Consider the following 22,324-nt stretch of genomic DNA (forward strand, 5'->3'; position numbering starts at 1 on the left):
GTTGAATATGGTCTTTTTTCATCTCTATAAAATTTAGACCTATAATTTACGATAATTTAGTTTACAATGTATTAAGTAGTAGGGCAAATGAAAACGAGTGTTTCTTGCACCATAGTTAAAACTATGGGCAGGTGATAGGGCAACCTAATCAAGACTAAAGTCTTGAAGGTTAGCAACGGAGACAACACTTTAGTGTTGTTGGAGTCAGTATCACTAGCCCATGACTTCAGTCGTGGTGCACGTAATTATTGTTCCATTTCTTTTGAATAAAAAAAACTACTTTACGACCACAATTCTTCCCTCTTAAATCTCACCTCTTCCCTCACATTTAGTCCCAAAGCTCCAAAGAAAGCTCTTTGTTTCTAAACGTTAAGGTATCAGTTACGATATGCGTTTGATCATTCAATGAATATTTATATTTCAAATACACTTTTTGATCTTGTTTTACATAGCGTGAGGCAATGTTTTCTACGTCTTGAATTTCTGAATCTGATGCACTTTTTAGATCGATAATACCATCATCAAAATTCATATTCAGGTGCAAGCGAGAAGTGAAACGGATGCCTGAAAGGCCATTTGTAATGACTTCTGTAGCACCTACGGTCGATAAGTTCCACACTACATTGTTGACCATATCTTTATCACTGTTTACTGTTACGTCTTGTAAATCACCGCTGGCATTGAATGCTGAATCTACACCGTGGTGATACCATACTGCATCTAAGGTGTGGATGTATTTGATCACTGGAATCATATAATCCATTGGTGCTACTCCTTTCAGTTCATCACCTGTCAATACTGAATCAGTGGTAGATGAAAGGATTCTGATCGGCAATGCGTAGTTTCTGATCAAGCTGTTAGGATCTTGCAGGAACTTTGAAGAGTCCAATACTACATCAATCAGTCCGTTGAATTCTCCTTCTTGAATCCACATTTCGTTTTCGTTACTCAAGGTGTAGTATTCTGAAGGAAGCATTTCAAAAGCTGTGCCTTCTAGAAGTGTGCTGTCGATTGCATATTTCACTACCTCAGTTTTATTGTTTTCTCTCTTTCCACCTAATACAACTCCCATTTTAAACTGCAAGCCCTCTCCTGCTATGACAGTTCTTACTGGTTTTTGATACGGGAAATAGACCGATGAATAGTCATAATCTGTTAGGTAATTATTGTAGCTTTCACAGCTGGTCAATAAAAAAAATGCTGCGATAAAAGTATAAAGTAATCTTTTCATAATTCATTCATTTACCATCCTATGTTTTGAATAATAGCCTCACCTTTCAGCACTTCACGATAAGGGATTGGACCGTAAATCATGTGGCTTTGGTAGTTTCTATCTTCAACATGAACTTTTTGATAGGAAGTTGTCTGTGTGTTTTGATCTATATTTATTTCTATTCCATTTACAGGTAAATTTAGAGCATCTACATCATAATTCCAGCGACGGATATCATAAAAACGGTGATTTTCGAACGCTAATTCAATACGTCTTTCATTATGAATAAATGTTCTGAAAGCTTCTCTTCCTGCAATAGTATTCAGGTAAGCATCTGATGTGATTTGTGCTCTTTGGCGTACGGCCTGAATTGCTTCTTTGGCGGTCATCCTCCCAAATGATGGCACTGTGTTAGGACCCACTAATTCGTTTGCAGCTTCGGCGTAGTTCAAGTAAGCTTCCACTTTTCTGAAAAGTGCCACATAGTGACGGCCATTTGTAGTTGTACCTGGTGTAATACTCACATTCGGATTGACGAATTTCTTCAAATAATAACCCGTTCTTGTGGCATATTCATTCACTTGCACATGATCTTCTCCTCCTACGTATGTTGCAATTGTTGAGCCTTTAAACGAAGAACCGTCATGGATAATAGTGGCATAAAAACGTGTGTCTCTTCCTTCATAAGGTTTTGATGGATCATAACCAGAATCGGGGTGATCAATCGGGAAGCCGTTGGCCATTGGGAATGCGTCTACCAATTCTTGAGAAGGGTTTGTAAAACCTTGACCGTTGAATGAAGGTGGAAAGTTTTTCTTCTCGATATCATTGTTGTTGGCGTATCTACGCATGATGGGTTCTCCTACTCTGTCGTCAAAATAAATGTCATCGTTCCAAGCAGGAAGTCCACCCATTACATCAATCAATTTTTGACTTTCGTACACGGCTCTGTTCCATCCTCCTTCTGTAGTGATACCGCTGTTTTGGTCATTAAAAGCAGGACTTGCTGCGTAAAGTGCTACAACAGAACGAAGGGCTTGTGCAGCCATTTTTGATGCTCTACCTTGATTGGACTCTCCAAAATCTACATCAGAACCCGTGTATTCTAATGGCAGATACTCCATAGCTACTTCGGTATCCTTCAAGATTTGAGCTACCACTTCTTCATAAGTATTGCGAGGTAGTACCGTCGATTGTGAAATGTTTTCTGTGATCACTGGCACGCCTAATACATTTCCGTTTGTGGCTTTTCCACCATGTCTTTTTAGAAGATTGAAGTGGTAGTAAGCTCTTAAAAAGTGGGCTTCACCATACAAACGTTTTTTGTAATTGGCATTACGAAGTGAATCAGAAATAAAGTAATCCACCTCAAAACCTTTCTCCAAAAAATCATTGATATTTCTGATTACCTCATAAGATCCAGACCAATCTCCAATAGGATTGCTTGAAGGGTTCCATCCTCCTGCCGCCATTCTTCTTGTATTGGCATTGATCTGTCTTGTCACTGCATTATCAGTTGCACAATCCAAAATATCATTCCCGTAAGTGGTGTACACTGAGGGTAATCCTTGGTAAGCGGAAAGTAAAACGCCTTCTGCTGAACTTGGGTGCGACCAAATTTCGTCCTCAAATCGATTATTATCTCTCTCCAGTTCAAGATAGTTGGAACATGCTGATGCTGATAGTCCAATAATCAAGCTGAATACTATATTCTTTATTTTTTTCATATCATTACATCATTTAAAATTTGAAATGAGCTCCCAGTGTCACGCTTCTCATAATCGGGAAGTTTGTGATGCCTGTATTGGGTCTTTCTGGGTCCAGATTTTTGTTTTTGATGGTTGTGAATTCAAACAAGTTATTTCCTCTCAGGGTGAAAGTTGATTCTATTCCAGCCATTTTATTTACAATTTTCTCTGGCATTGTATAGCTCAATTCCACACTTTTAATTCTGAAGAAATTACCCTTCTCTAACCAGAAATCAGAGTTTTGGAAGTTGTTGGTCGACTGTCCTGTCGTCAAAGCCGGGTAAGTAGCCTCACCTGCTGTTGCTTCAGTCCATGCGCCTCTTGCTATTTCTGTGTAATTCATCAAACCATCAAACTGATAGTACTGATTGTTGTTGTTGATATAATGCCCTGCCAAACCAGATCCATGTACAAAGAGATTGAAGTTTTTATAACCTACATTCAGCTGAAGACCGAAAGTCATTGTTGGGTCAACAGTACCTAAATACGTTCTGTCATCTTCATCTACCACTCCGTCATTGTTTAAGTCAGCATATTGCAAATCACCTGGTCTTACTACACCAAAAGTTTGTCTTGTGGCACCATCAATTGCATTGGCATTTTGGAAGAAACCTAAGTTTCTGTAACCGTATACATTACCGATTGGCATTCCTTTCTGGCTTAAGTAATTCTCATCAAAATTATATTCTAATACCTGATCCCATTTGGCTTGCTGATACATAAAATTAGAAGAGAAACCGATATGCCATGCACCTAATTGTTTCATATAAGAAACCATTAATTCAAAACCATTGCTCAACGTAGAATTATAATTCATCATCATTTGATTACCTCCCAAATAGTCAGGGTAGAAATCATCCATGGCTACCGGCATATCTTTGCGGGCATTTCTGAATACATTCGCCTCCACATAGATTTTGTTGAATAATGTCAGTTCCGTACCCGCATTGAGTTCAATTGCTTTTTCATATTTTAAGTCCTCATTACCGTAAGCGGTTGGTTTCCAAACCGGATATTTGTTGTTGTTGGAAGGACCAAAACGAGCATCTCCATCGTCACCATAACGAGTTACTTCACTGTAATAATTCAAAGAATTATTATGAGCTAATACACCTGCAGAACCTTTTAGTTTTAAGTAAGTCAACACACCATTGTTCTTTAGGAAATTCTCATTGGAAACTATCCATCCTAAACCGCCTGCGTAAGTCCACATCTGTTGGTTTTGGTTCTGCAGTGTATTAGAAGCAACAATCACAGAAGAACCTTCTACTACATATTTTTTATTGAACATGTAATTGGCTGTCAAACCAGAATGCAAGTGTTTGTGCACTTGGAAACTGCTGCTGTTTGAAGTGGCCTGAAGGTACCCCATTCCTGTTACTAGAATCTGATGCTTTTCATTGAAGTTTCTATCATAATTAATAGAACCGTAGAAAGCATTGCTGTAGTAGTCACTGGATGCCTTTCTTACTTGGTCATCCGCTTTTAAACCTGAATTGACTAATTGTAGTTGATAACCCTCTTCATTTGGCATCACAACGGCATAACTGTTATAGCCTTCATTTTTACCATATTTGAACATAGAGTTATAATCGATGGAAGCATAAATATCTGCTGATAAACCTTTGATGTAATTATCGAAATCAAAATCAACACCCAATCGGGTTTGAATGTTTTTGTCATTCTGAATATCATACCCCCCGTAGTGCATTTGACCGTAAATGTTCTTCGGGTGATTAAGGCTAGCACCTAATACTGTATTTTCTCTTGAATCTCCTTCTTGAATAAAAATAGGGTATTCTAATGCTCTTGTAGAAGCCAAATCAGTATAGAAATCAGCCGTTGACATGGTAGGCTTGTTTCTGAATTCTGCTCTTCCGGCTACGTCTGTTTTTAAGGTTGCCCATTCCGATAAAGCAATATCTACATTGGCTCTAATATTGAAACGTTCATAAGTAGTTTGGTAACCTGTCGCCTCTAAACCTCCGTCGCCTGTGTAGCCTAAGTGAGCAAAAAACTTCGCTTTCTTTGTTCCTCCTTGGAAATTAAGGTAACCTTTTTGGTATTGTGCTGATTCTTTTAATGCAAAACCTCTATAATCTACATTAGGGTATAAAAGCGGATCTGAACCATTTCTATACGCCGCAATCTGTTCTTCACTGTAGAACGCTGGAAGTCCATCATTCAAACGTGCTTGATTGTAGAATTGAGCGTATTCATCTGCCCCTAAAAATTCTGGATTGCTTGTAGGTGTTTTAGTACCAAATTCAAATCCACCACTAATTTTCAATCCGCTTGATTCACCTCTTTTTGTAGTGATAAGAATTACACCATTCGCCGCTCTTGAACCGTAAAGAATTTTTGATGTTGCATCTCTTAAGACTACAATCTGATCAATTTCTTCTGGGTTCAAATCCTGCCAAGGTCTGTCAATCCCGTCAACCAATACCAATGGAGAATTATTATTGTTTCTATCTTTTCCTCTCACCGTGATAGAAGCACCACCTCCGCCTGGTACGTTGGCGTTGGTTGTCACTTGTAAACCTAAGATTCTACCTTGCAATGCATTGGATAGATTCAATTCATTGGCAGTGGATAAATCATCTCCGTGAACACCATTGGCCACCCCAATAAACTGTTCTTTAGAAAGTGTTCTGTAGGTCGTTTTCACCTCATCATCACTGTTGGCTTTCAAGGTTTTCTTAAACCTTTCTGTCCCTTCGGAAGTCACTCTTGCAGGTGCCTCCTCTTGTGCATGAACATTGGCTCCCATCAAGAAGAAAAGGGATACAAAAGTCCATTTATATATTTTATTTGTATACTTCATAATTTAATTACCATCCTGGATTTTGAGTGAAATTTTCATTTTTACTTACTTCCTCCAATGGAATCGGGTACCAGTAATTTCTTTCCGAGAAGTTTCTCGCATTTGGAATTTCTGGGTATTCATAAGAATAATTATCCCCGTCTTTGGTAATGATTACTTTTCGGATAGAGCGGTAATCGACTTGGGCTGTTTTCCATCTGCGGGAATCAAACCAACGGTGTCCTTCAAAACACAATTCAACAGCTCTTTCATTGCGGATTCTTTCTCTAAAAAGATCTTTGCTGGCTGTAAACTTGCTATTAACATCCGGCATACCTACTCTATTTCTGATAATATTGATGGCTTGAACAGCAGACATTCCTGTTTCTGGAGCAACAGCCGTTGGGCCGTATACTTCATTTGCCGCTTCTGCAAAGTCTAAATAGATTTGAGCATAACGGATAAATACCCAAGGCATATAATGCATATCGTATCTATTTTCCCATCTATTATTTCCTTCGGGCCAGTATTTCTTAATAAAATAACCCGTCAAAGATCTCTGGTTAATCGGCAACTTGTCTTCTCTTCCACCTGTGTAAGTCTCGATATACAATTGCGTATCACCATTTTTACCCCAAGGAGCACCATCATACAGCACATTGTTGTAAAATCTTGGATCACGGTTTTCATAAGGATTACTACTATCAAAACCTGAATCTGGATCTGTTATTGGAAGCCCATTGCTCATCTCATATCGATCTACTGTGTTTTGTGTAGGACCTGTTGTAGCGTTGGCTCCTCCATAGGATTGAGGGATAAAATGATTTCTTACATCTTGTGAAGATCTAATGCCCGTATGTCTCCAGAAAATATACTCTGAATTGGCTGGCTCAAACTCACTATAAAAAATATCTTTATAGTTATCACCGCTCATCAATTGAATTCCATATTCACCTGCAGTCTTAAACAACTCCCCTTGAGTCACCATAGCCTGTTTCAATAAATCCTGATTGTAAACTGCTCCATTTCCTGCATCTTGCTGCATTAATGGTGATGCCATATACAGTTGAATCATTCCTTTTAAACCTAAAGCAGCACCTTTTGTCACACGGCCCAACTGATTGGATTCCCATTTTGTAGGCAATAATTCAAATGCCATATCTAAATCTTCTAGACAATCCTGAGCACTTTCCACAAAACTTCTTCTTGGAAGATTGAAATCTGTATCAGGAGTAAAAGAGACTTTCATTTCCGGCATTCCACCCCAACGGATGAGGACCTGAAAATAGTGCCATGCTCTCATAAAATAAGCTTGTCCCATCAGTTCATCAATCTGTCCAGGAGTCGCATCTTGCAACATTTCAATTCTTTCTATTGTTGTATTTGCTGTACGAATAGCCTGAAAACTATTTGCAATTACTGGGGAACGTGAACCGATACCATGATTACTGATTTCCCAGCCTATTTCTGTCTGTGTTGAATTGCCTGCGCTTGAATAAAAACCTCCGGCATTCATATCGTTTTGTACCGTCCAATTGGAATTGTTTTCGGTTTCATCACTGAAACTTCCTGAATCAAAACGGCGACGCCAATCAAAATAATCATCTAAGTAAGCATACAGTTTGTCGTTGAATGCTCTGTAGGACTCATAATTGGTAAACACTTCTGTCTCTGTCACACCTTGATCTGGTGAGCGATCTAAGAATCTTTCGCAAGAAAGAAAACCAAGTGCCAATAGTAATATGATAAATCTTTTCATTTTCATTTCTTATAAACCAAGTCTTAAACCAAGATTAAATCTTCTCACAAGAGGATATGCCGCATTAGAATTGGCAGGATCTAGTCGTTCATCAAAATTCGTCACCGTAAACAAGTTGTTGCCTGAAGCGTAGATGTAGATATTTCTATAGAAGTCTGATGATTTTCCTCTTACATTGTATCCAATTTCCAAGTTTTTCAAACGCCAATATGAAGCATCTTGCCACATGTACTCTGTAGAGTTGTTGTTATGCTGTTTGTTTTGGAAATGCAGTGTTGGATTAGCATTCGGGTCTGGGTTTTCAGCACTCCAAGTGTTGGCATGGAACTGATCCAGTACATAAAAACCTTTCGAGAAGCCCCACATCATATCATCCGAGATGTTGGCGTAATTGCCGTTTACTCCGTAGAATAATGCCGAGATAGAGAACCCTTTATAACTCACTGAAAGATTCACTCCATACGTTTGTGTAGGTACGTCCAACCCTTCCAAAATTGTCTGATCATTGATATCTACACTACCGTCACCATTGAAGTCAATGTACTTGATATCACCCGGAATTGGCGATCCTCCAAGGTTGGTATTTGGTGAGTTGTAGATGTCATCCCAATCTTGATATAAACCGTCAGTCACATAACCTTTTTTCCATCCGATTGGCTTTCCAGCATCTTTCTGAGAGTCTGGTAATAAAGCAGGATCATCTCTGTTGATGATTTTACTTTGGTTCATCGAATAGTTAGGAGCAATTCCAATATTCCAGTGATCTCCAATTGTAAAATCATAACTTAATGCCACTTCAAAACCTCTTGATTTCACTTCACCAATATTGGCGTAAGGGTTTTCAGGGAAACCTGACCAAGCTGGAATGTTTCTTCTTTCCATTAAAATATCATAGCGGTATTCATCAAAAAGGTCTACTGTCAGTTTCCAGTTTTTCATTACAGTGGCTTCAAAACCTAAGTTCTGTTTCACTGCCTTTTCCCATGTTGCATTTTCGTTTGGAATCCTTCCTTCGTAATAGTGAGGCGCCCAGTTTTTAGGATCTTGACCTAATCTCCAGTTAATATTACCGTCTTGGTAATACTCCCCAAAGTAAAGATGTCTTGTATTGTTATTGATATGCGAACGGCCCACTGTACCGTAAGAGTAACGAATTTTGGCACTGTTCAACCAATCCATTTTCTTAAATAGATTCTCTTCTGAAATCACCCATCCTAATGCAAATGATGGGAAAACACCAAATCGTTTTAATGGTGCGAAGTTATCTGAACCATTGACACCTACATTGACTTCAGCCATATATTTCATGCGGTAGTCATAAGTGATTCTACCAGCCCAGTTTTCTTCATAAAATGGGAAGGAAACATCTGGTGAATTAATTCTTCTCGAGAAAAGTAATAAACCTGTTACGGAGTGATCTCCAAAAGTTCTGTTGTAACGTGAAGAGAATTCATAAAGCATCGTTTTTCTAAACCAACCGTAATCCCAATTCTCAATCGTTACAGGTTGCTCGATAAAGTTGGCGTCAGGGTAACGAACTCTTGTTTCGGCATCAGGAGTTGGATAATGGAATAGTGTTCTGTCTTTGACAACCGATTTATTAAATTCAGTGTAAGTATCAAAAGCAATCTTCGCTCTGAACGTTAAACCTTTAGTGATAAAGTCTAATTTCTGATCCAGCTGTAAGTTTGTAAACAGCTCCGAACGTCTCGTTTGTCCACTACCCGACTCATTTAAAATGGATAATGGGTTGTCTGCACCGTTAGGATCGATACCTCCGTAGGTACCATCTGCAAATTGTGATGGATAAAGATAAGAAGGTGTTCTATAAATTTTCTTGAAGAACTCTCCTTTTTGATATGTGCTTGATTTTACTTCTTGAGGGCTTGAATATCTTTTTTGATTACCCGAGATACCAAAATCAATGCTTGTTGTATTCGTTACTTTAAATTTCAGATTCGATCTAAAGTTTAATCTGTCGTTCGTAAAACTTGGATCATAGTCTTGATGTGCTTGTGAATTAAGAATATCCGTTTCTTTCAAATAACCTACAGAAGTAAAATATTTGATTTTCTTTGTACCACCCGAAATGTTGAAGTTAGTTTTTGATTGATAACCTGTCCCTACTACTTCATCCCACCAATTCACATCAGGATAACGCTCTAAATCTCTATTAGGATTTTCCCAGTTACGAATGTAGCTTTCAGGAATCATTTGATCCCAAAGACCGTCATTGGCTAAAGCTTGATTTGATAATCTAAATGTGCTAGGCAAATCCAATCTTGAGGAAGTATTCATTGGTGTTTTCATTCCCACTTCCTGAGAGATATTGATTCTTGTTTTCTCTTCCTTTCCTTGTTTTGATGTGACCAAAATCACACCGTTGGCACCTTTCACACCAAATACGGCTGTTGCCGAAGCATCTTTCAAAACTGAAATTGATTCCACTTCATTAGGATCAATATCATTAAAACTTCTTTCCACACCATCTACTAAGATCAGCGGAGAGTTGTCATTCCATGATGAACGACCACGGATCAAGATTTGTGCTTCATTTTGTCCAGGTTCTGCAGTAGATTCCATTACTGTCATACCTGCCACTCTACCCGTCAGTGCACTAGTCATATTGGTTGCACCGCCAGATTCTAATAGTTCTTCAGTTGGCGTCGTTTCAATCGCACCAACAATACTTTGCTTTTTTTGTACACCATAACCGACTACCACCACTTCTTCAAGCAGTTCTTCATCGAGCGATAGTTTTACATCAATAACCGATTGTGTTCCCACTACAATTTCCTGACTCTGATAGCCAATGAAAGAATAAACTAAAACGTCATTGGTTTTTACTGATAGTTTGTAAGAACCATCAAAGTGAGAAATTGTTCCTTTCGTAGTTCCTTTAATAAGGATAGACACACCTGGTAATGATTCTCCCATTTCATCTGTTACTACTCCAGAAACGATTATGTTTTCTTGAAGTGCTTGAAGAGTTTTTTCATCAGCCTCTGAATTGGCAAGAGTATCGATATTAAATAGCAGCGTAAATGTCAGATACAGTATGCTTATTCTAGTAATGCTGTGAGCCACTCTAAAATGAGTAAACTTCTTGTGCATAATTTTAAAAAATATTAAAGTGTTCTTATTGAGAATAGAACCAATTCTATTTCATTTCTCTACAAAACAACAGCTTTCAAGGGAGTACAAGCCCCTAATAATTCATTAAAAAAGGGGGAAAAACTGATAAAATGTGCGTTTTTATGTGCTTTATGGCGGTTTTTACCATTTTATGAGGTTCCCTGTAAATTAAAAAGTTGGCTAGAAGAAAATGCCCTCTCATCATTAGCCCACGACTTAAGTCGTGGGCTAATGATGAGACTAAGATCAGGTGTTTTCTTGCTAACAGCTTAATCAGTTTAAAAAATCAAAAAAAGGATATTTTTGCGATTGTAAATCTACAAAAATATCCTTGTTTTTCGGTCTTTCCTATTGTCAATTATCTCTAAAAAAGTACATCAGAACATTAATTTTTTAATCGTTGATATTGTTATCAGAATAATAACTGAATAATCATTTTTTTCTTCATTCATCATTCTTAATTCTTCATTAAAAAAACACGTTCTAATGCGTCATTTTCCTTTTATGATTACCTCTTTTATAAACCGGGCGGTAATTTTCCGGTGTTTTCTTCATTGCCAAAGGTGCGTTGGTCTTTTTCATCCATCGTTTTACATCCTTCAGTAATTGATCTCTTTTCTTGGTTTCAATACTAGATAGATCTTTCTTTTCTGACGGATCTTCTCTTAAATTGTATAACTCCACCATATGATTAGAAGCAATTTGCTTTTCGCCCCCATCTAAAACATATTCTTCATGGAAGAATAAAAGTTTCCAATCTCCTTGTATTGCAACCGTTACAGGTCTATTTCTGAAATATTCATCCCTTGCTCCTCTGGCATTTTTACCATCCAAATAGATCGGATAGTGATAATAAATCGTAGACCTTGAAAGTGTTTCCTTTTCACCTTGAAGAATTGGAGCAAAACTTTCACCATCCAAAACTTTATCTTTTGCCTTCTCCAACCCTGCCATTTCTAACATTGTCGGATAAAAATCAATATTAATGATCGGTTCAGTTGAGTTTGAAGGTTGAATTTTAGAAGGGTATCTCACTACCAATGGCACACGGATTCCCCCTTCATAAAGCATTCCTTTCGCTCCTCTTAATGGTGTTTGCTTCACCTTACCAATCGCACCGTTATCTGATGTAAAGAATACGATGGTGTTTTCATCTAACCCTAATGCTTTCAACTTCTCCATGATCATTCCCATACTGTCATCAGTGTGTTTAACCATGGCAGCGTACTTGGCATTCTTATGGATTTTGCCTTTTTCCTTTTTTTCAAAGTAATCAATCATGGGTTGTCTAGCTTCCCATTTTGTGTGCACAGTGTGATGTGACAGGAATAAGAAAAATGGTTTGTCCTGATTGGATTCCATAAAATCACACGCTTTTTCTGTCAGGCTGAAAATGTCTTTCGGATCATTGGTTTCCTTGAAATTAATTTCGCTTGCATCCGTTTCTCCGTTCACATCAAAACCTTGATCAGAAGGAGTTCCAGCAATATGCCACTTTCCAAAAATACCCGTTTTATAACCACCGTCTTTTAAGGCTTCAGCTAATGTATAATTTTCTAAAGGCAAACCTTGATCCGGTACTGGCTCCAATCTCATTTGCTCTTCAATTCCTCTTTTGGAATCCCAAACGGCCATTTTACCATGTCGAGGTGTGTACTGTCCAGAAATCATACAGGCTCTTGAAGGAGCACAGTTAGGTCCAGCTGAATAGGCATTATGAAAAACGACACCTTCAGAAGCAAACTGATCCAAATTGGGCGTTTCATGGTAATCAGATCCCATAAAAGCGGGGTCTTTCCAGCCCATATCGTCTACAAAAAATAGAACGATATTGGGCTTTTTATTCATTTGACTATAACCTTGAATTGAAATGGAAAGAAAACTAAGCGTTAATAATAAAATGCTTTTTTTCATGACCTAAATATTTTCAGCTTGGAAAGGAAATTCTTTTGAACTTGTTCTAGCCTCATCAAAAATCTTCTGTGCTTTCTTCACTAATTCTGGATGTTGCTTGGCAAGGTTATTACTTTCTGAAGGGTCTTTTGAAAGGTCATAAATCTCAATTTTCTTTTTCTTTTTAAGATTGTATTGAACAGCCTTCCAATTGCCCATTCTTACCGCTCTACGTCCTCCTTTTTCATGGAATTCCCAATATAAATAATCATGTTTCTCTTGGCTCTCAGCCTTTCCTAATAAAGTAGGCAAGAATGAAATACCATCAATATTTTTATCTTCTGAAAGATCAACACCTACAATATCAGCCACTGTTGGCAATACATCCCAGAATGCAGATGGATGATCAGAAACTGTTTTTCCTGCAATTGTCTTCGGCCATGAAACGATCATTGGCACACGGATACCCCCTTCATATAAATCTCTTTTCACACCTTTGAAAGGTCCAAAAGACTGGAAATAATAAGGATCTGCACCACCTTCTTTGTGAGGTCCATTATCCGAACTGAAAATGATGATTGTATTTTCTTCTAAACCATGCTCTTTCACCTTTTTCATCACATCACCCACTGCATTATCCAAATAATACATCATCGTAGCGAATGCCGCTCTTGGGTATTCCTGATCACCATAAGCTCCTTTATAAAAACGATCTTCATGAGATAAATTAGGGTCATGATTCGCTTTATTTACGAAAGGTTTTCCTTGTGGATATTTTTCTTTAAACACCTGGAAAATAGAATCTTGAGGAACAACCATCTCTGCATGAGGAATTGTATAAGGCAAGTACAAGAAGAACGGCTTTTCTTTATTTTGATCAATAAAAGATAATGCCTGCTCATGAATCATGTCATGTGTGTAAGTGGCATGACCTTCTGAATTAGCTGGCAATGGCACCTTTGTTCCGTTGTGTCTTAAGTATAATGGATAATAAGTATGTGCTAAACGCTGGCAGTTGTAACCATAAAACTCATCAAAACCTTGTGCATTTGGTGCTCCTTCCGACTGCGGATAACCTAAGCCCCACTTACCAAACATACCTGTTGCATAACCTTCACTTTTCAGCATTTTTGGTAAACTGAAAGTTGCACCTGGAATCGGTACTTGTCCTTCCGGCATCACTTCTTTATTTCCTCGAATAGGTGTATGACCTGTATGCTGTCCCGTTAATAATGTAGATCGTGACGGAGCACATACACTACTTCCTGCATAGTGATCCGTAAATCGAATACCACTTTCTGCCAACGCATCAATGTTAGGTGTAGAAAATTTTTCTTGACCATAACAGCTAAAATCTCCCCAACCTGCATCATCAGCAAGGATATAAATAATATTAGGTTGTTTGACTTCTTTACTGACCGTTTGTTTGTGTTGTGTCGCACAAGAACTCATCCCGAAAACAACCGCTAGTACAGCAGTTACCTTCAAGAAATTATTTCGTAATAGATTCATTTGTATCTTTTCTTAATTGATAAAAACTTAATCAAATGTAGGTTAAAAAGTAGGTTTAGTAAGGGTTCAAATTCATACAAATAGACCTATATATTAGTCAAAAAATAGTTGAATGAATTATTCCCCAATCGCTTACATTTTGAAAGCTTATTTATTGTATTCATCGTGTAGGACTTCTAAGCCTAGATTTTTTTCTTCGTTTTTTCATCAATGGAAAAAATGAAGAAGAAGAAATATTGAAAGTAGTTCCTCGAAATCTTGTAAATACATCATTATCTTAGAATACAACTCCGTCAACTTGCCATATCTTGTTTCTCAGATAATTGAGACATTTTTTTAATATACTCAGAAGCCGACATACCATAATGCTCTTTAAAGCACTTTCTAAAGTATTTCACATCATTGAAGCCAATTTCATAAGCAATTTCAAAGATCTTCAGATTGGAAGAAAGTAATAATTCACCTGCTTTTCTCATCCTTACATCCTTGATAAACTCTACGAGAGATTTGCCCGTCACATCTTTCATTTTCTTGTACAATGCCGACTGCGACATTCCCATTTCATCCACTAAAAGCTGTACGTTTAAGTTGGCATCAGGAAGGTGTTTTTCTACAATTGCAATGGTTTCCTCCAAGAAATTATCATCCATTTCTTTAGAGTATTTGCTCAAAGGTTTCTGCAACTGCATCACTCCTTGATACATCTCCATCACGTGCTCTTTATTCTTTAAAACATTGATGACTTTTTGCTTTAAAATACTTGGTTTGAAAGGCTTCGTAATATAATCATCCGCTCCCGTTTCCAATCCTTCTAATTGATGCACTAATGATGTTTTAGCAGTCAATAAGAACACTGGAATATGCCATAAGTGTTCATTCGTTTTAATCTCATGACAAAGTTCTGTTCCATTCATTTCCGGCATCATCACATCACTGACCACTAAAGATATTGCTCTGTCTTCTTTCAAAATACTCAACGCTTCCTGACCATTAGTAGCCGTTTTCACATTACAAGTATCCTTTAGTAAATCAGATAAATAAAGCAGAATATCTTGGTTATCTTCTACTAGCAATACCGTTTGCTTCTCAAATGTTGCCCCACTCACCTTAAGGGTCGTTTCCTGCTGTACAAAGTAATTCTGAGGAATCACCTTTTCATTTGGCATCTCTTTCAAAGGCAATTCAATGATAAATGTTGTTCCTTCTCCTTTCTTACTTTCCACCTCAATTTTCCCTTCATGTGCTTCAATCACACTCTTGGCAATAGACAATCCTAGACCTGTCCCTTTGATATTAATGGAATTGGCATTTTTGGTTTGATAAAAACGGTCAAAAATCTTGTCTAAAGCATTTTCATCAATCCCCAAACCATCATCAATTACTTTCAAATGCACTCTTTTTTGAGTAGTATCTGCGTCTACCTTAATGGTAATATTTCCATTTTCCTCCGTAAACTTAAAGGCATTGGAAAGTAAATTATAGATCACTGATTCAATTTTTTCAGCATCAAAATAAACATTCAACGGCTCCTTTGACTGTTCTAATTGGAAAGAAATTTTCTTATCCATTGCTTTCAGACGGAAAGAATTATAAATGTTTTCTACAAAAGGTGCCAACTCAAATTTTGTACAATTCAATTCCAATGTTTTATCAAACTTTCTGAAGTCCATCAACTCATTCACCAATCGTAAAAGTTTGTTGGTTTGATTGTAACTCAATGAGATTTTCTCTCTGATTTCAGGTGCAATGGATTTGTTCTGAACTACTTCGTCCAAAGGTCCTTGCATCAGTGTTAAAGGTGTTCTTAAATCATGCCCAACATTCGTGAAAAATTCCAATTTTTGTTCTATCAATTCCTCGTCTTTTTCTCTTTGATTTTGAGCAAAGACCAATTGTGTTTTTAATTTATGCTGATGAATGTAGGAAATGTTTATTAGAGTAATAACGATTATAAAAATACAAATAAACATCACGATAGAATACCATCTCTGCCACCAAGGTTTTTCAATACTGAAATGTGTTTCCTGTACATCAGACCATGGACCATTATGCAATCTTCCTTTTACTTTGAAAGTATAATTCCCACTTGAAAGGTTAGAATAATAAGCAAAACTGTTTCCTTCAGAAGCTTTCAACCACTTTGTATCATAACCTTCCATTTTATAAACGTATTCCATTTTCGGAACTTCACTTGGACTGACACCTATAAATTCAATAGAAATATCTTTCTCATCAGGATGAAGTAAGTAAGATTTCTTTACTTGAACTTGACTATCCAACAATACCCTTCCATTCAACTCATTCTGATTGACCAATTCTTGATGATTGATTTGAATTTCCTTAATATTCACATTAATTTTTTGATCAATTTCTCTCCATCGTCCAATATCAATATAAGTCAGACCATCAATCCCACCGAAGAACATTCTGCCGTTTACATCTTTAAAATCCGTATTTACTTTAAAGCCATTTTCTGCATGAACACCATCCGATTTACTATACCTTGTAAATGTTTTTTTCTTACTGTCAAAACGGGTAATGGAAGAGCCCGCTATCCATAAATCACCGTTCTGATTATCGACTAAAAGCCCCTCTATATCATCTTCAAATAATCCGTTGGAATGATTATAACGCTTAAAAATTCCTTCTTTCTCATTCACCAAACAATTCAATGCTCCTCCAATTGTCCCTGCCCAAATTTGTCCTTTTTTATCTCTAACTATAGAAAAAACAAAATTGCTACTCAAAGATTTCTCATTGCCAATAGAATGCATAAACTGTCTTGCACTAACAATGCTATCCCCTTCCAAAGTCAGTTTGATCAATCCCTTATTTCTTGTCCCCAACCAAAGTAAATCCTCACTCTCTTCATAGAGCATAGAGTTGACCATCGACAAACTGATACTCTTTGCTTGTTCGATAAATTGAATCTTCTTTGTGATTAAATTATAACAATATAAACCCCCATCATTCGTCGCTATCCAAGCATTATCTGACTTATCTGTAATCACTTTTCGGATATGAAAACGCTTAGGTTTTTCGATTGTTTTCGGGATCTTCAACTGCTCAAACTTTAAATTATCAAATCCTGAAAAAGGTTGTTTTGAAATATAAAGTCCATAACCTGAAGATCCTGCTAGGATATAGTTAGAATTTGAAACGGCTATGGTTGAAACGGCACAAAATGCATTATTGTGATGCAAAGGGTCCGAGTGTAATTCATTACTGAAGTCTTTGCCTACGAAATGAATACCATTTTGAGTACCAATAATGTAATAGTTGTCCACCTCATTCATACATCTTGAATACCTAAAATCAAAAGTATCATTCTTTACAAAATCAACATGCTTAAAGTTCGATTCCTTTAAATCAGTATATCGAAGTCCCACTGAATTACAACCTACCCAAATAGAATTAAACTGATCTTCGAATAAGGCAAAAACGTTCACCTTCTTCTTGCTCTCATCCATTTCTATAAACTGAGGAGGTTGATACCCCTTTAAATACCAAAGCCCATCGTTATTACCCACCAGGATATCATTTTCGGCTGTTTTTAATAAGACATTGATTTTATTGATTCCCTTTGCTCTTTGAATCTTCTTGATGCTTTTATTATACAAAGCCACCTTGAATAATCCATTAAAAGTCCCAACTAGATACTTATCATCTTTTAGTTTTATAATAGACCTCACTCCTTTCAAAATATTATTGGAGTTTTTTATCATCTTAAAGCCTTCTTTTCCATTCTTCTTAAAAAACAAACCGCTTCTTTTTCCTACCCACAGGTTCTCTTGATCATCACAATAGATAGATCTCACAAAATTATCCGGCTGTACTTTAATATTAAAAGGAATTTCTTCAAGATATTTAGGTTGACCATCTTTTGTTAATGGCATTTTATAAACTTTACTATTTGTTGAAAGCAGATAAAGACAATCACCTTTATGAGACATTGTCATAAACTTGATCGAGAGATTTTGAATATCATACAATTGCTTTCCCTTTTGATCCTTCAACAGTTGATGATGAGTGATGTTATAAGTCATAGGATTGAAAGTGCTGATACCTGATTCTTCTGTCAGCAACCATAAAAGTCCTGACTGATCTTTTTTCATCTCCACTAAACGGTTGGATTTAAGCCCTTTCGATTTATCAAAAACTTTGATTTCTCTTCCATCAAAAAAGTTAAGTCCTTTTAAAGTAGCGAGCCAAATATAACCGTGATCATCCTGGCAGATGGCACGGACATCAGAATGAGATAATCCATTTTCAACTGTAATTTTTTTAAGGTCAAAAGGAGTAGACGCAAAAGCATTGAATGCTGAAAGAAAAACTAATAGTGTAAGTAAAATTTTATTCATTTCATTTCCGTTAGTATCAATCCTATTTATTTAAAAAATACTTCTTCACTTGAAGTCATAGGGCAAATAAGGTTTTCGTAAAATTACGATTAAACCCTTCTCATACCAACAAATTTAACGTATTCCACCACCAATAATAGGGGAATTATTCATTTTCAATGGGTGAAATATTAATCCTTTATCTATTCAAATGAGTTACTACACCACTAAAAAGCAAGAAAAAGAGCAAATTGGGTCTGAAACAAATATTCTTGAAATGAAATCTATTTTTACATTACTTGTCTTGATGATCAGTTGGGAAACGATCGCCCAAACCAAAGATCAGCCTAATATTTTATGGATCACTTTTGAAGACACTTCACCGCATTTGATCTATGACAACCCTTCTTCTAACACGCCAAATATGGACCGACTGGAGAAAGAAGGAGTACGTTTTAATGCCATGTTTTCGACGGCTACCATTTGTTCTCCATCAAGATCAGCCATCATTACAGGACTTCACGCCTCTTCTATTGGCACCGGAAATCATCGAAGTAATATTCCCGTTCCTTCTACCATAAAAGGCTTTCCTTATTACCTAAAAGAAAAGGGTTATCATACTTCTAATAATGTAAAAACGGATTATAATATCCGAGATCAAAAATCTTTTATCAAAGAGTGCTGGACAGAATCTAGCAACAAAGCCCATTGGAGAAACCGAAAAGAAAATCAGCCCTTCTTCTCTGTATTCAATTTGAACGAATCGCATGCTTCAAGAACTTTTGTATGGAAAGAAGAAAAATATAAAAAAGAGATTTTTAAAAAGCTTCCAAAGCATTTAAGAACGGACGAGAAAACCTTACTCCTCCCTCCTTTTTACAGAGACAGTCCTGAGATGAGACATCATATGGCACGTATCTACAACTGCATTAACTACACCGATTACCGTATTGGGAAAATCTTAAAGCAACTAAAAGAAGATCAGCTGGAAGAAGAAACCATTATTTTCATTTTTGCAGATCATGGTGAGGCGATGCCTAGAGGAAAGGGAAATGGTATCAACCTTGGGCATAGAGTCCCAATGTACGTCTATGTACCTGAAAAATACCAGCATTTAAGTGGATTGAAAATGGGAGAAAAAACAGAACGTGTAGGTAGTTTTGAAGATCTTGCAACCACGATTTTATCCTTGACAAATACTGGCCTCCCAGATTATTTAGAAGGTACAAATCTCCTTTCTAAGGAATATAAGAAAACCTATTTCTACGGTCATAAAGACGGTGCTGATGATGCGAGGGATATTACAAGGGAAGTTTCTGATGGAAGATTTATGTATTCAAGAGTCTATAATACGGCTTTACCCGAAATGCAATTCAAACACTATACAGGTGTTGCAAAGATTTATGAAACGATGCGTGATGACTTAAAAAATGACCGTTTGAATGATGATCAGAAAAAGATTTTCACTCAAAAAAGAGACAAGGAAATGCTTTTTGATCTGAAAAATGATCCATGGGAATTAAGAAACCTAGCCAACGATCCTACCTATGCAAAAGAACTGAAGAAGTTTAGAAAGATTTGTCAAAATGAGATTTTAAAAACGAGAGACCTTCAGTTTATTCCTTATGGTGAAATGATGGCAATGCATAAAAAACATCAATTGACACCTTATGAATTTAAGTCTGATGAAACTATTTACCCCTTAAAAGAAATGATGGTACAGATTAACCTTGCCGGTGAAGGAGCAAAAGCGATTGAAAAACAATTAAAAGGGTTAAAATCAAAACATGGATTGGTCAGATATTGGTCGGCTTATGGATTAAAAAGTCAAACTAAGCTTCAGCAAAGTCATTATGATTTGATCAATGAGGTCTTAAAAAATGAGCAAGAAAGTTATGTACAGATCGAATTAGCCACTATTTTATGTATGCATCTACCCAAACATTATGCTTTTAAAACATTAAAGAAGTATGCTTTAGGAAGTGATTATTTTGACCAATGGCACGCACTAAGAAACATCTTTGATTACCTCCCGAATCAACCTAAGTATAATGCTATTTATGCGGAAGTATTAGGTAAGCTTCCACCTAAGAAAGAAGTTTCAAAAATACATAAGAACATTCATTTCGATGTCTTGGAAACCGCGAAGAGTGGTCTGTATATGAATCGATGGAGGGAACAGTAATGCAATATCCGCTGTAGAAGCGTAGCAGGTTACGTGGCTACAATAAAACTGGACAAAAATTAAGTTTACAGTCTGTTTATTTAATCAAAAAAGAAATGAAAAAGTTATTATTTATTCTACTAATTGGACTTAGTAATCATGCTTTCTGTCAATCCAATTACAACGTTATACAAATTATTGTAGATGATTTAGGGTGGAAAGATTTAGGAGTGTATGGAAGTGATTTTCATGAAACACCTGCTTTGGATAAGTTTTCTGAAAAAGCTGTTGTTTACACACAGTCTTACGCCTCTTGCAATGTTTGTTCCCCAAGTAGAGCAAGTATTGTCTCTGGAAAATACCCTGCAAAGCTCAACCTGACCGATTGGATTGAAGGTTGGAAAATGCCTTATGCGAAATATTTAGTACCCGAATGGACCATGTATTTAGACCCAAGTCAGCCTACTATTGGCCAACTTTTTAAAGAGAATGGTTATAAAACAGCTCACTTTGGAAAGTGGCACTTAGGAGAAAAAGAGGGATATTGGCCAGAAAATCATGGCTTTGATGAAAATCATGGCGGATGGAGTAAAGGTGCTCCCCATAAGAATAAAAAGAAAGGTTATAAGGGTTATTTCTCTCCTTATGGGAACCCTCGATTGGAAGATGGACCGGAAGGTGAACACCTCACCGAAAGGTTAGCAAAAGAGGTTTGTCACTTTTTAGAGGAAAATCAAGACACTACATTTTTTGTCAATTTATGGTTTTACAACGTACACACCCCATTGCAAGCCAGAAAAGAGAAAGTCGAAAAATATAAGAAGAAAGAAAAAGGAATTTTACATCAAAACCCTGTCTATGCTGCTATGGTAGAACATATGGATGATGCTGTTGGCGAGGTTTTAAATAAGGTGGAGGCATTAGGTTTAATGGACAAAACCATCATTCTCTTTAGTTCTGATAATGGCGGATTAATTGGCAAACCCAATAATAAGGTAACGAATAATTCTCCACTCAGAGCAGGTAAAGGAACTATCTACGAAGGCGGTATCCGAATTCCAACAATGCTTTATGCTCCACATTTAAAACCACAAACAGTCGACCATCAGATTTCATCGATTGATTACCTCCCTACTCTAGCAAAACTGGCGAATCTAAAAGTGGATAAAAAGATAAAAGCAAATTGGGATGGGGTTTCAATAGTTGAGAAAAAAGGAAAATACACCTCTCGCCCTTTGTTCTGGCATTATCCTCATTATCATAAGCAAGGAGCAGTTCCTCATACCATTGTGATGGAAGGAGATTGGAAACTGATTCATAATATTGAAAATGAGAATTATGAGCTTTATAATTTAAAAAATGATATCAGTGAAAAGCAGAACCTTGTTGATCTTGAAAAGAAGAAGTTTTCGAAACTGAAGAAAAAAATGGAGGATTGGAAAAAAGAGGTAAATGCTCAAATGCCGACCAAAAATCCAAATTACAACCCTGATCTAAAGTAATTAGCTTTTGACTTCTAAGCCTAGATTTTTTGCTTCGTTTTTCATCAATGGAAAAATGAAGAAGCAAGAAGCTTGAAAGTAGAACATAATAAGCTAGTACAAATGTCTATTCAAATTCATTTTTAAAGCAACAAAAAAAGCATCGAAGTTAACCTCGATGCTTTTTTTGTTGCTTTACTCTGTAATCCTGTTGGTGTCGTCCTTATTTCAATATTTCATGGTCTGATGAAAAGCAACCTTCTCATCAAACCA

General features: G+C 36.7%; 10 protein-coding genes. 2 read left to right on the forward strand and 8 right to left on the reverse strand.

Going from position 1 to position 22,324, the window contains the following annotated elements; translation table 11 throughout:
• Window positions 1-328: 328 nt before the first annotated feature.
• From HHU12_RS24825 to HHU12_RS24860, 8 genes are all read right to left on the reverse strand, one after another.
• On the reverse strand, window positions 329-1,231 hold the full coding sequence (locus tag HHU12_RS24825) for a DUF1735 domain-containing protein (protein ID WP_169659434.1): 903 nt from the start codon (window positions 1,229-1,231) through the stop codon (window positions 329-331).
• 11 nt (window positions 1,232-1,242) lie between these two features.
• Complete coding sequence (locus HHU12_RS24830) at window positions 1,243-2,940, reverse strand: RagB/SusD family nutrient uptake outer membrane protein (protein ID WP_169659435.1); 1,698 nt, start codon at window positions 2,938-2,940, stop codon at window positions 1,243-1,245.
• 13 nt (window positions 2,941-2,953) lie between these two features.
• The gene (locus HHU12_RS24835; protein WP_169659436.1) at window positions 2,954-5,788 is read right to left on the reverse strand and encodes a SusC/RagA family TonB-linked outer membrane protein; all 2,835 of its coding nucleotides are present in this window, start codon (window positions 5,786-5,788) and stop codon (window positions 2,954-2,956) included.
• Window positions 5,789-5,795: 7 nt separating this feature from the next.
• Window positions 5,796-7,526, reverse strand: a complete 1,731-nt coding sequence (locus tag HHU12_RS24840; protein WP_169659437.1) for a RagB/SusD family nutrient uptake outer membrane protein — start codon at window positions 7,524-7,526, stop codon at window positions 5,796-5,798.
• Between the two features lie 9 nt (window positions 7,527-7,535).
• Entirely contained in the window at window positions 7,536-10,640 is a 3,105-nt protein-coding gene (locus HHU12_RS24845; RefSeq protein WP_169659438.1) for a SusC/RagA family TonB-linked outer membrane protein, read from the reverse strand.
• 504 nt (window positions 10,641-11,144) lie between these two features.
• Entirely contained in the window at window positions 11,145-12,575 is a 1,431-nt protein-coding gene (locus HHU12_RS24850; RefSeq protein WP_169659439.1) for a sulfatase, read from the reverse strand.
• 3 nt (window positions 12,576-12,578) lie between these two features.
• Window positions 12,579-14,066 carry an arylsulfatase gene (locus HHU12_RS24855; protein WP_169659440.1) on the reverse strand — a complete coding sequence of 496 codons (1,488 nt, stop codon included), beginning with the start codon at window positions 14,064-14,066 and terminating at the stop codon, window positions 12,579-12,581.
• 293 nt (window positions 14,067-14,359) lie between these two features.
• On the reverse strand, window positions 14,360-18,427 hold the full coding sequence (locus HHU12_RS24860) for a hybrid sensor histidine kinase/response regulator transcription factor (RefSeq protein WP_169659441.1): 4,068 nt from the start codon (window positions 18,425-18,427) through the stop codon (window positions 14,360-14,362).
• Between the two features lie 190 nt (window positions 18,428-18,617).
• Between HHU12_RS24860 and HHU12_RS24865 the strand changes: the two genes are divergently transcribed.
• Window positions 18,618-20,591 carry a sulfatase family protein gene (locus HHU12_RS24865; RefSeq protein ID WP_169659442.1) on the forward strand — a complete coding sequence of 658 codons (1,974 nt, stop codon included), beginning with the start codon at window positions 18,618-18,620 and terminating at the stop codon, window positions 20,589-20,591.
• Window positions 20,592-20,686: 95 nt separating this feature from the next.
• Window positions 20,687-22,072 carry a sulfatase gene (locus HHU12_RS24870; protein WP_169659443.1) on the forward strand — a complete coding sequence of 462 codons (1,386 nt, stop codon included), beginning with the start codon at window positions 20,687-20,689 and terminating at the stop codon, window positions 22,070-22,072.
• Window positions 22,073-22,324 lie beyond the last annotated feature (252 nt).

Source organism: Flammeovirga aprica JL-4, assembly GCF_012844305.1.
In the GTDB taxonomy this organism is placed as follows: Bacteria; Bacteroidota; Bacteroidia; order Cytophagales; family Flammeovirgaceae; genus Flammeovirga; species Flammeovirga aprica.

Bases quoted from the DNA above. Each gene is read 5' to 3' on its own strand.
- HHU12_RS24835 (WP_169659436.1), bottom strand. From the start codon at position 5,788: ATGAAGTATACAAATAAAATATATAAATGGACTTTTGTATCCCTTTTC.
- HHU12_RS24855 (WP_169659440.1), bottom strand. From the start codon at position 14,066: ATGAATCTATTACGAAATAATTTCTTGAAGGTAACTGCTGTACTAGCG.
- HHU12_RS24865 (WP_169659442.1), top strand. From the start codon at position 18,618: ATGAGTTACTACACCACTAAAAAGCAAGAAAAAGAGCAAATTGGGTCT.
- HHU12_RS24825 (WP_169659434.1), bottom strand. From the start codon at position 1,231: ATGAAAAGATTACTTTATACTTTTATCGCAGCATTTTTTTTATTGACC.
- HHU12_RS24860 (WP_169659441.1), bottom strand. From the start codon at position 18,427: ATGAATAAAATTTTACTTACACTATTAGTTTTTCTTTCAGCATTCAAT.
- HHU12_RS24840 (WP_169659437.1), bottom strand. From the start codon at position 7,526: ATGAAAAGATTTATCATATTACTATTGGCACTTGGTTTTCTTTCTTGC.
- HHU12_RS24870 (WP_169659443.1), top strand. From the start codon at position 20,687: ATGAAAAAGTTATTATTTATTCTACTAATTGGACTTAGTAATCATGCT.
- HHU12_RS24845 (WP_169659438.1), bottom strand. From the start codon at position 10,640: ATGCACAAGAAGTTTACTCATTTTAGAGTGGCTCACAGCATTACTAGA.
- HHU12_RS24830 (WP_169659435.1), bottom strand. From the start codon at position 2,940: ATGAAAAAAATAAAGAATATAGTATTCAGCTTGATTATTGGACTATCA.
- HHU12_RS24850 (WP_169659439.1), bottom strand. From the start codon at position 12,575: ATGAAAAAAAGCATTTTATTATTAACGCTTAGTTTTCTTTCCATTTCA.